This is a genomic window from Luteibacter aegosomatis (genome assembly GCF_023078455.1).
In the GTDB taxonomy this organism is placed as follows: domain Bacteria; phylum Pseudomonadota; class Gammaproteobacteria; order Xanthomonadales; family Rhodanobacteraceae; genus Luteibacter; species Luteibacter aegosomatis.
Window position 1 is genome coordinate 2,208,202 of record NZ_CP095740.1, and the last position, 12,556, is coordinate 2,220,757.

At 67.2% G+C, this 12,556-nt stretch carries 11 protein-coding genes; 4 read left to right on the forward strand and 7 right to left on the reverse strand.

The features are described 5' to 3' along the window. Nucleotides 1-73 precede the first annotated feature (73 nt). Nucleotides 74-3,043, forward strand: a complete 2,970-nt coding sequence (fdhF, locus tag L2Y94_RS10120) for a formate dehydrogenase subunit alpha (protein ID WP_247374862.1) — start codon at nt 74-76, stop codon at nt 3,041-3,043. Then, nucleotides 3,043-3,519, forward strand: a complete 477-nt coding sequence (locus L2Y94_RS10125; protein WP_247374864.1) for a helical membrane plugin domain-containing protein — start codon at nt 3,043-3,045, stop codon at nt 3,517-3,519. The genes fdhF and L2Y94_RS10125 overlap by 1 nt, the downstream gene beginning before the upstream one ends. Nucleotides 3,520-3,635: 116 nt before the next feature. Here the strand turns inward: L2Y94_RS10125 and L2Y94_RS10130 are convergent, their stop codons facing one another. Beyond that, complete coding sequence (locus L2Y94_RS10130) at nt 3,636-4,415, reverse strand: IclR family transcriptional regulator (protein ID WP_247374866.1); 780 nt, start codon at nt 4,413-4,415, stop codon at nt 3,636-3,638. A 162-nt stretch (nt 4,416-4,577) separates the two neighbouring features. On the opposite strand from L2Y94_RS10130, the gene fucP reads away from it, so the two are divergent. Both fucP and L2Y94_RS10140 read left to right on the forward strand, forming a co-directional pair. Next, nucleotides 4,578-5,864 carry an L-fucose:H+ symporter permease gene (gene fucP / locus L2Y94_RS10135; protein WP_247374867.1) on the forward strand — a complete coding sequence of 429 codons (1,287 nt, stop codon included), beginning with the start codon at nt 4,578-4,580 and terminating at the stop codon, nt 5,862-5,864. After that, entirely contained in the window at nt 5,861-6,208 is a 348-nt protein-coding gene (locus tag L2Y94_RS10140) for an L-rhamnose mutarotase (protein WP_247374869.1), read from the forward strand. The genes fucP and L2Y94_RS10140 overlap by 4 nt, the downstream gene beginning before the upstream one ends. Nucleotides 6,209-6,340: 132 nt before the next feature. Here the strand turns inward: L2Y94_RS10140 and L2Y94_RS10145 are convergent, their stop codons facing one another. The 6 genes from L2Y94_RS10145 to L2Y94_RS10170 form a co-directional block, all read right to left on the reverse strand. Beyond that, a complete protein-coding gene (locus tag L2Y94_RS10145) occupies nt 6,341-7,483 on the reverse strand; it encodes an alpha-hydroxy acid oxidase (RefSeq protein ID WP_247374871.1) in 1,143 nt (380 codons plus the stop codon). Nucleotides 7,484-7,489: 6 nt separating this feature from the next. Next, nucleotides 7,490-8,809, reverse strand: coding sequence for an L-fuconate dehydratase (locus L2Y94_RS10150; RefSeq protein ID WP_247374872.1), 1,320 nt, complete (start codon nt 8,807-8,809; stop codon nt 7,490-7,492). Between the two features lie 36 nt (nt 8,810-8,845). Continuing rightward, nucleotides 8,846-9,703 (reverse strand): fumarylacetoacetate hydrolase family protein, encoded by an 858-nt coding sequence (locus tag L2Y94_RS10155; RefSeq protein WP_247374873.1) that lies wholly within the window; start codon nt 9,701-9,703, stop codon nt 8,846-8,848. A 10-nt stretch (nt 9,704-9,713) separates the two neighbouring features. Next, entirely contained in the window at nt 9,714-10,460 is a 747-nt protein-coding gene (locus tag L2Y94_RS10160) for an SDR family oxidoreductase (RefSeq protein ID WP_247374874.1), read from the reverse strand. A 76-nt stretch (nt 10,461-10,536) separates the two neighbouring features. Then, a complete protein-coding gene (locus tag L2Y94_RS10165) occupies nt 10,537-11,370 on the reverse strand; it encodes an amidohydrolase family protein (protein WP_247374875.1) in 834 nt (277 codons plus the stop codon). Continuing rightward, nucleotides 11,367-12,350, reverse strand: a complete 984-nt coding sequence (locus tag L2Y94_RS10170; protein ID WP_247374876.1) for an aldo/keto reductase — start codon at nt 12,348-12,350, stop codon at nt 11,367-11,369. The genes L2Y94_RS10165 and L2Y94_RS10170 overlap by 4 nt, the downstream gene beginning before the upstream one ends. Between the last annotated feature and the right edge of the window lie 206 nt (nt 12,351-12,556).

Consider the following 12,556-nt stretch of genomic DNA (forward strand, 5'->3'; position numbering starts at 1 on the left):
CGACGTATACCGGACGTGGCCGTTTTCGGGCGGACGATGAACGCGATCGAGGTCCCACGCGAGAGGAGAGGGCATGTCCGGCCTGGAATTCAGCATCGTCGTCGACGGCCTTCCGCGCGATGCCCATGACGGCGAACGACTCGTCGACCTGTTCGTTCGCCACGGCATCGAGATACCGCACGTCTGCTACAACGAAGCCCTCGGGCCCTTGCTGACGTGCGATACGTGCTGGGTGGACGTGGACGGCGAACCCGCGCGAAGCTGCGACGTCGTCGTGCGCGAAGGCATGACGGTCTCCACCCGGGATGCGCATTCGCTTGCTTCACGCGAGGAGGGCATGGATCGCGTGCTGTCGAAGCACGAGCTGTACTGCACGGTGTGCGAACACAACACGGGCGACTGCACCCTGCACAACACCGTCGTGGCGATGGACATGCCGATCCAGCGTTACCCCTTCGTGCGCAAGCCCTACCTGAAGGACGCCAGCAACCCGTTCTACACCTACGATCCCGACCAGTGCATCCTCTGCGGCCGGTGCGTGGAAGCCTGCCAGAACGTCGAGGTGAACGAGACGCTGAGCATCGACTATGCCTCCGAGCATCCGCGCGTGCTCTGGGATGGCGGCGAACGCATCGACGGCTCCAGTTGCGTGTCGTGTGGGCACTGCGTGACGGTTTGCCCATGCAATGCCTTGATGGAAAAGACCATGCAACCGGACGCCGGTCCCTTCACGGCGATTCCCGAGGAAACCAAGCGCCCGCTGATCGATATCGTGAAGAACCTGGAACGCACCATCGGTGCTCCGCCGATTACCGCGGTCTCGGAGATCGACGCGAAGATGCGGCAGGCGGAGATCCGTCGCACCAAGACCGTATGCACGTACTGCGGCGTGGGCTGCTCGTTCGAGATGTACACCCGCGACCGGCACATCCTCAAGGTGCAGCCGAGCCAGGGACCGGCCAACGGCATCTCCACCTGCGTCAAGGGCAAGTTCGGCTGGGATTTCGTCAACGATCCCGCGCGGCTCACCACGCCGCTGATCCGCGAGAACGGCGCGTTTCGCGAGGCGGGGTGGGACGAGGCTCTCGATCTGGTCGCTTCGCGGTTGCGCGCCGTGCAGCATCGTTACGGCCCCAAGGCATTGGGCTTCATCGGCTCGAGCAAGGCCAGCAACGAGGAGGCTTATCTCACGCAGAAGATCGCGCGCCTCATCTTCGGGACCAACAGCGTCGACAATTCGTCGCGCTACTGCCAGAACCCCGCCACGATGGGCCTGTTCCGTACCGTGGGCTACGGCGGCGACGCGGGTTCCATCGCCGACATCGCCTCGGCCGAACTGGTGGTGCTGGTGGGCTCCAATACGGCCGAATGCCATCCGGTGATCGCATCGAAGATCAAGCGCTCGCGCAAGCTTCGCGGGCAGAAACTGATCGTGGTGGACCCTCGCCGCCACGAGATGGCCGAGCGCGCCGACATCCATCTGTGCGGCAGGCCCAGCACCGACCTGGTCTGGGCCAGCGCCACGGCGCGCTACATCTTCGACCAGGGGTGGGAGGACAAGGCGTTCCTCGCCGAAAAGGTCAATGACGTGGAGGCCTATCGACGCTCGCTGGAACCTTTCACGCTGGACTTCGCCGAGCGGATCACGGGTCTGTCGCGCGACGACTTGGTCGCCGCCGCCACCGTGATCGCCCAAGCGAAAAGCGTCTGCCTGCTATGGGCCATGGGCATCACCCAGCACACGCACGGATCGGATACCAGCACGGCGCTGTCGAACCTGCTCCTGGTGACCGGCAATTACGGCAGGCCCGGCACGGGTGGCTATCCCATGCGCGGACACAACAACGTGCAGGGCGCCAGCGATTTCGGCTGCCTGAAAGACGTCTATCCCGGGTACGAGAAGGTCACCGACGCCGCCGTGCGGGCGAAGTGGGCCAAGGCCTGGAAGGTGCCGGTCGAACGGCTCTCCGACGAGGCCGGTCTCGACAACTTCCAGATGGTCGTCGAGGCCGCCAAGGGCAACGTCAAGGCGATGTGGGTCATCGGCGAGGAGACCGCCATTTCCGATGCCGACACCGCCAACGTCGAGAAAGCCTTTGCCGGGATCGAGTTCTTCGTGGTGCAGGACATGTTCCTGGGCCGCACGGCGCAATTCGCCGACGTGGTGCTGCCGGCGTGCCCCAGCCTGGAAAAAGACGGCACCTTCACCAATACCGAGCGCCGCATCCAGCGTTTCCACCAGGTGTTTCCGCCGCTGGGCGACAGCAAGCCCGATTGGTGGATACTCAACGAGGTCGCGAAGCGGCTGGGCCACGACTGGGGATATACGGGACCTGCCGACGTGATGCACGAATGCGCGGGCGTCGCGGAGATGTTTGCCGGCGTGACCTACGAACGGCTCGAGGGTTGGCGGTCGTTGCAATGGCCGGTGCGCGAGGACGGCACCGATACGCCGCTGCTCTATACCGACGGCTTCAAGTTCCCCGACCGCAAGGCGAAGCTGTATCCGCTGGAATGGAAGGAGCCCGGCGAGCAGGCCGACGCCGAGTACGACCTGATGGTCGACAACGGTCGCCTGCTCGAGCATTTCCAGTCCACCAACCAGTCGGGGAAGGGAGGGCGCATCACGTCGCTGTCGCCGGAATGGTTCGTCGAAGTGGGGCCCGACCTCGCGCGGGAACGCGGTATCGAGGACGGCACCTGGGTGCGACTCGTATCGCGCCGCGGCAGCGTGGAGCTGCGCGCGCTCGTGACCGACCGGGTGCGTGGCAATACGCTGTACCTGCCCATCCATCATTCCAAGCCCGGCGTGAACGCGCTTACCGGCGAGCATCACGACCCCGACGTGAACACGCCCGGTTACAAGGAACTCGCCGTGCGCATGGAGAAGCTCGATCGTCCGCAGGGCGAAACGCCGCTACCCCGCCGTAATTTCCGTTACGGTACGCGCACGCCCAACCATGGGCCCGACGCCACCACCAAGTGGTCGCGCGACGATTACGTGCCGCCGCCGACGCGCATGGCCCATCCGGAGAAACTGTAATGGCCGAGCCTGTCGAATACCGCCCGAGGCCCACGCCGACCGAGCCCTCGGCATACGAGGAACTCGACCGCCTGGTGCAAACGCTGCATGAGCAAGGTCTGCTGCGATTGGCGAACGATCTCGCCTCCGCGAACAAGGGCATCGTGGAGATCCTCGTACGGGGCCTCAGCACGCCTGGCGCGCAGAATGCGCTGCAAAACCTGGGCGCCGCGGCCATGGTGTTGGGGCGCGTGCCCCCCGGAACGTTCTACCGCGTCGCGGACGCGGCGCGGCTGGCGCTCGCGCGGCTTACCGAGGGTTCCGCCGATCACCCGGCCCCCGGGGTTCGGGGGGCCTATCGCCTGCTCAACGACGACGACGCATGGCGTACGCTGGGACCGCTCGCGGAAGCGCTCGGTGTATTCGGTCGGGCCATGTCGCGACCGCCGCCGGAGCGACCGATCACGGAGTATTCGGGGAAGGAAAGCGAGGCGTGAAGGCGCCATATCTACGGTGACCTTCGCCGATACGATCGGCTCCCACCCCTTCGGTAGCGGCCTTCCTACCGAAGGGGTGGGAGCCGATCGCATCGGCGAACCGGGCGAAGCGGCGCCTATGCCATGCCCGCGCCGGGCGCCCCATGCGAGAGTTCCCGCGAAATCTCCGCCGCCGCGTCCATCACCAGGCGCGACGTCGCCTTCATGTCCACCTTTGCCCCGCGACGCGCCAGGAACGGCACCGTCAGGGCGCACACCGCGTGGTTGCCTTCGACGATCGGCGCGGACAGGTCGGTCACCCCATCCACCACCTCGCTCGGGATACGCGCGAGTCCGGCGGCGCGAATGTCCTTGACGGTCGCTTCGATCTTGGCGCGCTTGAGGCCTGGCTCGTGTTCGAGCAGGGTGCGCAACCAGCGTTGGCGGATATCGTCGGTCTGCCAGGCGAGCAGCACGTAGCCCGAGGCCGAGTGCGACATCGGACGACGGTGACCCACGCGCACCACCAGACCGGTCTCGCCGGGCGGGTCCACGCGGGCGATCACCACGATCTGCTCCTGCGAGGGCACCACGAGGTGGCACGATTGATCGATGTCGTCGGCGAGCCGGTGCATCACGGGCATCGCCGTTTCGACGAGATTCTTTACCGGTGGCTGTTCCATGCCGAGACGGAACAGGCGCGGTGTGAGCGAATAGGCTCCTTCGCCGTCGGGACGCGCGATGTAGTCGCGCTCCTCGAGGACCTGGAGCATGCGGAAGATCTCGCCGCGCGAGCGGCCGACGCCTTCGGATATCTCGGCGATGGACAGCGGTTGCGTTGCCCTGGCAAGCAACTCGAGGATGTCCAGTCCCTTGTCGAGGGCGGGGGCACGGTATTTCGGCGACTCTGCGGGCATGGCATTCCGTGGCGGCGTGAAAGGATGGCGCGTGGCGAGTCTAGCTTCGGGGCGCGTCGGATCGCCATACGCGCCCGTCCATGTTGCGTCGCAGCTTGTTATGCAGGTAAATATCGAGTTTATATTTGGACAATATACGGGGCGGGTCATGAGGAGGGAAGCATGCAGCAGCACGTCGCGCTAGACACCGCGGCCCGGCAGGGCCTGGCCCGGGCGGCCCTGTTTCCGTTGGCGCTGATCGTCAGCCTCTTCTTCCTCTGGGGTGTGGCGAACAACCTCAACGACGTGCTGGTGGCCCAGTTCAAGAAGGCCTTCACGCTATCGGATTTCCAGGCCGGTCTCGTGCAGAGCGCGTTCTACCTGGGCTACTTCCTCGTCGCGCTTCCGGCCGGCATCTTCATGCGCCGCTTCGGCTACAAGGCCGCGGTGGTGTTCGGCCTGTTGCTTTACGGCATCGGCGCCTTGCTGTTCTGGCCGGCCGCGGCCACGGCCACCTATGCCACGTTTCTCGTCGCGCTGTTCGTGATCGCGGCGGGACTGGCCTTCCTGGAGACGTCCGCCAATCCCTACGTCACCTTGCTCGGTCCGCGTGAATCGGCGGCGTCGCGACTGAACCTCGCCCAGGCCTTCAATCCGCTGGGTTCCATCACCGGCGTGCTGATCGGCCAGCATTTCATCTTCACGGGTGTCGAGCGTTCGCCCGCGGAGCTGGCCGCGATGGACGCCGCCGCCCGCACCGCTTTCATGAAAAGCGAGGCGGCGGCGGTACAGATGCCCTACCTGGCGATCGGCCTGGGCGTGATCGCGTGGGCCGCCATCATCGCGATCACGCGTTTTCCGCCCGCCACCGTCGCGGACGAAGCGCGTGCGGCGGAGAAGGGCGTGCTGGGCCGCCTGCTGCGCGACTGGCGTTTCATGGCGGCGGTAGCGGCGCAGTTCTTCTACGTGGGTGCTCAGGTGGCGGTGTTCAGCTACATGATCCGCTATGCGCAGGCGACCATGCCGGGCACCGCCGAACGCACCGCGGCCAACTACATCACCGCGGGCCTGCTGTGCTTCATGGCCGGGCGGTTCGCCGGCGCCGCGCTGATGAAACACCTGCGCCCGGCGCGCGTGCTGGGTACGTTCGCCGCGATCAACGTCGCGCTCGCGGCGTTCGCCGCCTTCGTGCCGGGCCAGATGGGCATCTACGCGTTGGTGGCCTCCAGCTTCTTCATGTCGATCATGTACCCCACCATCTTCGCGTTGGGCATCGAGGGGCGTGGCGACACCGAGCGCAAGTTCGGCGCTTCGTTGCTGGTGATGTCCATCGTCGGCGGCGCGGTACTCACCGCGGTCATGGGCGCTACGTCCGACCGCCTGGGCATCGCGCATGCGATGGTCGTGCCGATGGTCTGCTTCGTGGCGATCTTCGCCTTCGCGCTGATTCGCCGGGAGGCACGCGCATGACCTGGCAATGCCTCGCCCTCGACCTGCGCGACGATCCGGCGCTGATCGCCGAATACGAACGCTGGCATCGGAAGGAATTCATCTGGCCGGAGATCGTCGCGTCGATCCGTGACGCGGGAATCCTCGACATGCAGATTTTCCGCACGGGGAACCGGCTGGTGATGTTGATGCGGGTGGGGGAGGACTTCGACGCCTCCGCGAAAGCGGCGGCGGATGCGGCCAGCGAGCGCGTGCAGGCCTGGGAGGCGTTGATGTCGACGTTCCAGCAGCCGTTGCCGTGGGCGAAGGATGGGCAGAAGTGGGTGCCGATGGAGCGGATTTTCGATCTGGCGGTATGCGGCTGAACGGGACGCTAGACACCGGGTTCCTGCCTTCGCAGGAAAGACACGAGGGGGATACCCTCTACGGTCAATCTTGTCGTCCGTCGTTCCTGCGAAGGCAGGAACCCAGAGTCTTCGCGCGGCGGGTGCGGCCCGTCATCCGCGCCAAAGAATGTCCGAAGATACCCGCGTCGCATCCAACGCACCGGTCAATGCCATGCTCACGCTCAACTCCCGCCGGATGATCTCGATGGCCTTCGTCACCCCGGCCTCGCCACCCGCCCCGAGCCCATAGAGAAACGCCTTCCCGATCAACCCGGCCCGCGCCCCCAGCGCGAGCGCCTTGAGCAGGTCCTGTCCGCTCGTGATCCCGCTGTCGAACAACACCTCGATATCGCCGCCCACGGCATCCACGATGGACGGCAGCACGTCGATGGTCGCGGGTACGCCGTCCAGCTGGCGGCCGCCGTGGTTGGACACCACGATCGCATCCACCCCATGCGCCACCGCCTGGCGCGCGTCCTCGGCGTCCATGATGCCCTTGACGATGAGTTTCCCCGGCCAGATCTCACGGATCCACTCCAGGTCGTTCCAGGTAAGCGTCGGATCGAACTGAGCGGCGATCCACTGCGCAAGCGTCGTGAGGCTGTCGGCGCCCTTGATGTGGCCGTCGAGGTTGCCGAACGAACGGCTGGGCGCGTTGAGCACGCTCCAGATCCAGCGTGGCTTGCTCGCGATGTCGAAGAGGTTGCGCAGGGTCACCTTGGGCGGCACGGTCAGGCCGTTCTTGATTTCGCGATGGCGCTGCCCTTGCACGGTGAGGTCCGCGGTGAGCATCAGCGCGGAGCAGCCCGCCGCATGGGCGCGTCGGATGAGATCGCGGGTGAAGCCGCGGTCGCGCATCACGTACACCTGAAACCAGAACGGCGTCTCCACCGCCGCGCGAACCTGCTCGATGGAACAGATGGACACCGTGCTGAGGCAGAACGGAATGCCTGCCTTCGCCGCCGCGCGCGCGCCGCGGATCTCGCCGCTGCCGCATTGCAGTCCCGCCATGCCGGTGGGTGCGATCGCGAGCGGCATGCTGACGGGCTGGCCCGCGATGGTGGTGGCGAGCGAGCGGTGGTCGACGTCGCTCATCACCCGCTGGCGGAAGCGGATGCGTTCGAACGCACGGCGGTTCTCGCGCAACGTGACCTCGTCGTAGGAACCGCGATCGGCGTACTCGAAGAACGCGCGCGGCACGCGGCGACGCGCGAGTTCGCGCAGGTCGGCGATGTTCGTGACGGGCGTGGGCATCTGGCGTCAGCCGCCGGCGGCCAGGGGCAGGGCGCGCCACACGATGCCGTCGGGAAACAGGTGATCGCGCACCGAGGCCTCGTGCATCTGAGCGGAGAAACCCGGTGCATTCGGTGCCAGGTAACGCCCGCGTTCGATGCGCACGGGATCGACGAAATGTTCGTGCAGGTGGTCCACGAACTCGATCGCGCGGTCTTCCTTCTTGCCGGTGATGGCGACGAAATCGGCCATGGCCAGGTGCTGCACCAGCTCGCACAGGCCCACGCCGCCGGCGTGGGGGAACACGCGTACGCCGAAATGCGCCGCGAGCAGCAGGATGGCGAGGTTTTCGTTCACGCCGCCGACGCGCGCGGCGTCGATCTGGATGAGGTCGACCGCCTCGGCCTGCAACAGCTGCTTGAAGATGACGCGGTTCTGCCCGTGTTCGCCCGTGGAGACCGGCGTGGGTGCGATGCCGCGGCGGATGGCCGCGTGGCCCAGCACGTCGTCGGGACTGGTGGGCTCTTCCACCCAGGCCAGTCCGACGTTTTCCAGCGGACGCAGCCATTCGATGGCGGTGCCGACGTCCCAGCGCTGGTTGGCGTCCACCGCGATGGCGATGTCGGGCCCGACCGTTTCGCGGGCGAGGCGGCAGCGGCGGATGTCGTCTTCCAGGCGCAGGCCCACCTTGAGCTTGATGGTGCGGAACCCGTCCTCTACCGCCTGGCGCGCGAGACGCTGCATTTTTTCGTCGGTGTAACCCAGCCAGCCGGGCGAGGTGGTGTACGCCGGATAGCCTTCCGTTTCCAGCTGCGCGATCCGCTCGCGCTTGTGCGGTTCGGCGTCGCGCAGGATCGCCAGCGCCTGCTCGGGCGTGAGCGCGTCGGTGAGATAGCGGAAGTCGACCTGGTCGACGATCTCCTCCGGCGTCATGTCGGCGATGAAACGCCAGAGCGGCTTGCCCGCGCGGCGCGCGGCCAGGTCCCAGGCGGCATTGATGACGGCGCCGATGGCCATGTGCATCACGCCCTTTTCCGGGCCCAGCCAGCGCAATTGCGAGTCGCCGTTGAGTTCGCGGGCGAAGGCGCCGAGGTTGCCCGCGACGTCGTCGACCGCGCGCCCCACCACGACGTGTTCCAGGGCGGCGAGGGCGGCGGTCTGCACGTCGTTGCCGCGGCCGATGGTGAATACCAGGCCGTAGCCGGCCAGGCCGTCGGGGCTGTCCGTGCGCAGCACCACGTAGGCCGCCGAATAGTCGGGGTCGGGATTCATCGCGTCGGACCCGTCATGGGCCAGCGAGGTCGGAAAGCGGACGTCGAACGTGTCCAGCGCCGTGATTTTCACCATGCGATCCGGCCTCCAGCGCCGGCAACTCGAATAAGGTCAGGATCGGTCCGACGGGTGGGCCACCACGTCCTGGCGTTGCCGGCCCAGTCCCTCGATGCCCAGTTCGATGACGTCGCCGGGCTTGAGGTAGGTGGGCGGCTTCAAGCCCAGGCCCACCCCGGCCGGCGTGCCGGTGCTGATGACGTCGCCGGGCATCAGCGTCATGTAGCGGCTGATGTAACTCACCAGCGCGGCGACGCCGAACACCATGGTGCGCGTGTTGCCGGCCTGGTAGCGATGGCCGTTCACTTCCAGCCACAGCGACAGGTTCTGCGGTTCGGCCACCTCGTCGCGGGTGACCAGCCACGGTCCGATCGGGCCGAAGGTGTCGCAGCTCTTGCCCTTGACCCACTGGCCGCCGTGCTCCAGCTGGAATGCGCGCTCGGAAAGGTCGTTGATGACGGCGTAGCCGGCCACGTGGTCGAGTGCGTCGTCGACGCTCACGTCGCGGGTGATCTCGCCGATGATCACGCCCAGTTCCACTTCCCAGTCGGTCTTCACCGAGCCGCGGGGGATCACCACGGTGTCGTTCGGGCCGCCGATGGCGGTGGTGGCCTTCATGAACAGCACGGGCTGTTCGGGCACGGGCGCGCCCGTTTCCGCCGCGTGGTCGGCGTAGTTCATGCCGACGCAGATCATCTTGCCGATGCCCGAAACGGGTGCGCCGTAGCGCGGCTTACCCTCGACCAGCGGCAGCGTGGAGGGATCGATGGCGGCGAGGCGGCGCAGGCCCGCGTTGCCGATGGCGTCGCCGGCGAGGTCGGTGACCACGCCGGAGAGGTCGCGCAGGCGTCCGTCGCCGTCGATGAGGCCCGGCTTTTCCTGGCCGGGCGCGCCGTAGCGGGCGAGTTTCATGGGGTCTCCCTTAGTTCGACCAGCCGCCGTCGATGACGTGCACGGTGCCGGTGGTGAAGGACGATTCGTCGGAAGCGAGGTAGACGGCGAGGGCGGCGATCTCGTTCGCGTCCCCCAGGCGGCCCATCGGCTGGCGTTCGATGAAGCCGCGCCATGCGGCGTCCTCGTCGCCGCCCAGGGCGCGCACGCGGTCGCCCAGCGACGGCGTTTTCACCGTGCCGGGGCAGATGGCGTTGCAGCGCACGCCGCGCGATACGTAATCGGCGGCGACCGAACGGGTGAGGCCGATTACGGCGGCCTTGGTGGTGCCGTAGGCGAAGCGGTTGGGCACGCCCTTGATGCTGGAGGCCACCGAGGACATGTTCACGATGCTGCCCTTGCCGCGCTCGAGCATGCCGGGCAGCACGGCGCGGCAGGTGTGGAACATGCTGTCGACGTTGATCGCGAAGGAACGGCGCCAGTTCGCTTCGTCGGTATCGAGGATGGTGCCGGCGTGCACGAAGCCCGCGCAGTTGAACAATACGTCGATGGCGCCCGCGCCGTTCACCGCGGCCCGGATCTGCGCCGGATCGGTCACGTCCAGGCGTTGCGTGGCGATCGACGGGCACTCGGCCTTCAAACTGGCGAGCGCCGCCTCGTCGATGTCGGTGGCGATCACCGTCGCGCCTTCCGCGGCGAACGCCAGGGCGGTGGCGCGGCCGATGCCGGCCCCCGCGGCGGTGACCAGGGCATGCTTGCCTGCGAGGCGGCCGCTCATGCCTGGCTCCCGTCGCGGCGACCGGATGGGTGGGAGCCGACCCTGTCGGCGATGCCTGCGAAGCGCGGTCCCTGGGTCATGATGAGGTCCTCGATGCGATGGAATAGGTGGCGAGCGCGTTGCCGCCGAAGACGGCGTCGGCCGCGCCGGGCGCGTGGCGTTGCACGAGCCCGTGAGCGCAGGTCTTCCACGCGTCGTAGCTGGCGTGCGTGGTGAGCACCGGCCAGTCGCTGCCCCACATCAGGCGCGACGGACCGAAGGTGTCGAACAGGTGGGCGACGTAGGGCTCCAGCGCGTGTTCGTCGGCGGTGGGGCCGGTCAGCGTGAGCAGTCCGGATAGCTTGCAGTACACCTCGGGCATCCGCGCGAGGCGCGCGATGGCGCGGCTCCACCCGGCGAATCCGTCCGCGGCGATGTCCGGCTTGGCCGCGTGATCGATCACCGTGCGCACGTCCGGATGCCTGGCCAGGCGTTCGTGCAACGCGGGCAGGTGACGGGCGTCGACGAGGGCGTCGAAAACGAGGCCTCGGTCGCGCAGGGCGTCGAAGGCGCCGTCGAGCGAGGCCGAGGCCAGCCATCCGGTGTCGGGAATGTCCTGCACCATGGGGCGGACGCCGCAAAGGAGCCCGCGTCCGTCGGCGATCAGTGCATCCAGGCGCGCGGCCACGTCGGCGGCCTCCATGTCCACCCAGCCGACCACGCCGAGTACGTCGGGCACGGTGGCCGCCAGCTCGAACAGGTAACGCGTTTCGCGCTCGTCGGGCGCCGCCTGCACGAGGATGCATGCATCGGTGAGGTGGGCGGCATCCTCGGGGAGGAAGCGGCGTCGCAACGCCGCCGGCGCCTCGGCCAGCCAGCCGTAATGCAGGCGCGATGGATTCCAGTAATGCCGGTGGGCATCGACGATCATGGCGTGGGCACCCCGGCTTCGATCAAGCCTGCCGCGTGAAGCGCATCCCACGTGGCGGCGGGTACGGCATCGCGCCGCCGGGACAGCGCGGCATCGACTTCCTGCACGGAACGCAGCCCGCAGACCACGCTGGCTACTGCCGGATGAGCCAGCGGAAACTGCAGCGCGGCGGCGCCGACGCTGGCGCCCGTCTCGCGACAGATGTCGTAGAAGCGTTGGGCGCGCGCGCGAACGTCCGGCGTGGCCGGCGCATAGTCGTACGTGTCGCCGGGACCGTCGTTGCCGCCGAGCAGGCCCGAGTTATACGGCCCGGCAACGAGGATCGAGGTGCCCGCGGCTTCGGCGCGCGCCATCACGTCGCGACTGGCGTGCTGTTCGAACAGCGTGTAACGCCCGGCGAGCATGATCGTGTCGAGGGGAAAGCGTGCCATCACCTCCAGGCAGACCGCCTGTTCGTTCACGCCGATGCCGATGGCGCCGACCAGGCCTTCCTCGCGCATCCGCGCCATGGCGGGCAGCGATTCGTCGAGCGCCTGGGCGAGGATGCGCGGATGGTCGGCGCCATGCGTGAGGGCACCGATATCGTGCAGGAAGAGGATGTCGACGTAATCCGTGCGCAGGCGGTGCAGGCTGGCCTCGAGACTACGCCGCAGGCCGTCGCGGCTGTAATCGAAGCGCGCGCGACGCCCCTGGACGGCGAACCCGTCGGCTCGGCCGTCGCGGCCTTCGGCATCCTCGATGACGCGGCCCAGCTTGGTGGACACCGTATAGGTGTCGCGCGGTATCTCGGCCAGCGCCGCACCGAGACGGGTCTCACTGAGACCGAAGCCGTAGTAGGGCGCGGTGTCGAAGTGGCGGATGCCTTGGCTCCATGCATGGCGGATGGCGTCGAGCGCCTGGGCCTCGGGCACTTCCGCATAGAGATTGCCCACGGGAGCGCCACCGAAGGCGAGGGGCGAGAGCGGCTTTCCCTGGGGCATTGCAGGATTCCGAAGCAGTATGAGCGTTGATGAATACTACGTTTATATGTGAACTTGTCTAGTACCGTATCCGAAGGCGGTCGCTTCGATCATGCGCCTGGCCGTAGGGGCTCGACCTGCACCCGGTACGACGGTTTGCGAAAACGCCCGCACGCTTTCATAGAAAGTCCGTTGCGTCGCAGCTTGCTCCACGCAGAACGTATGTG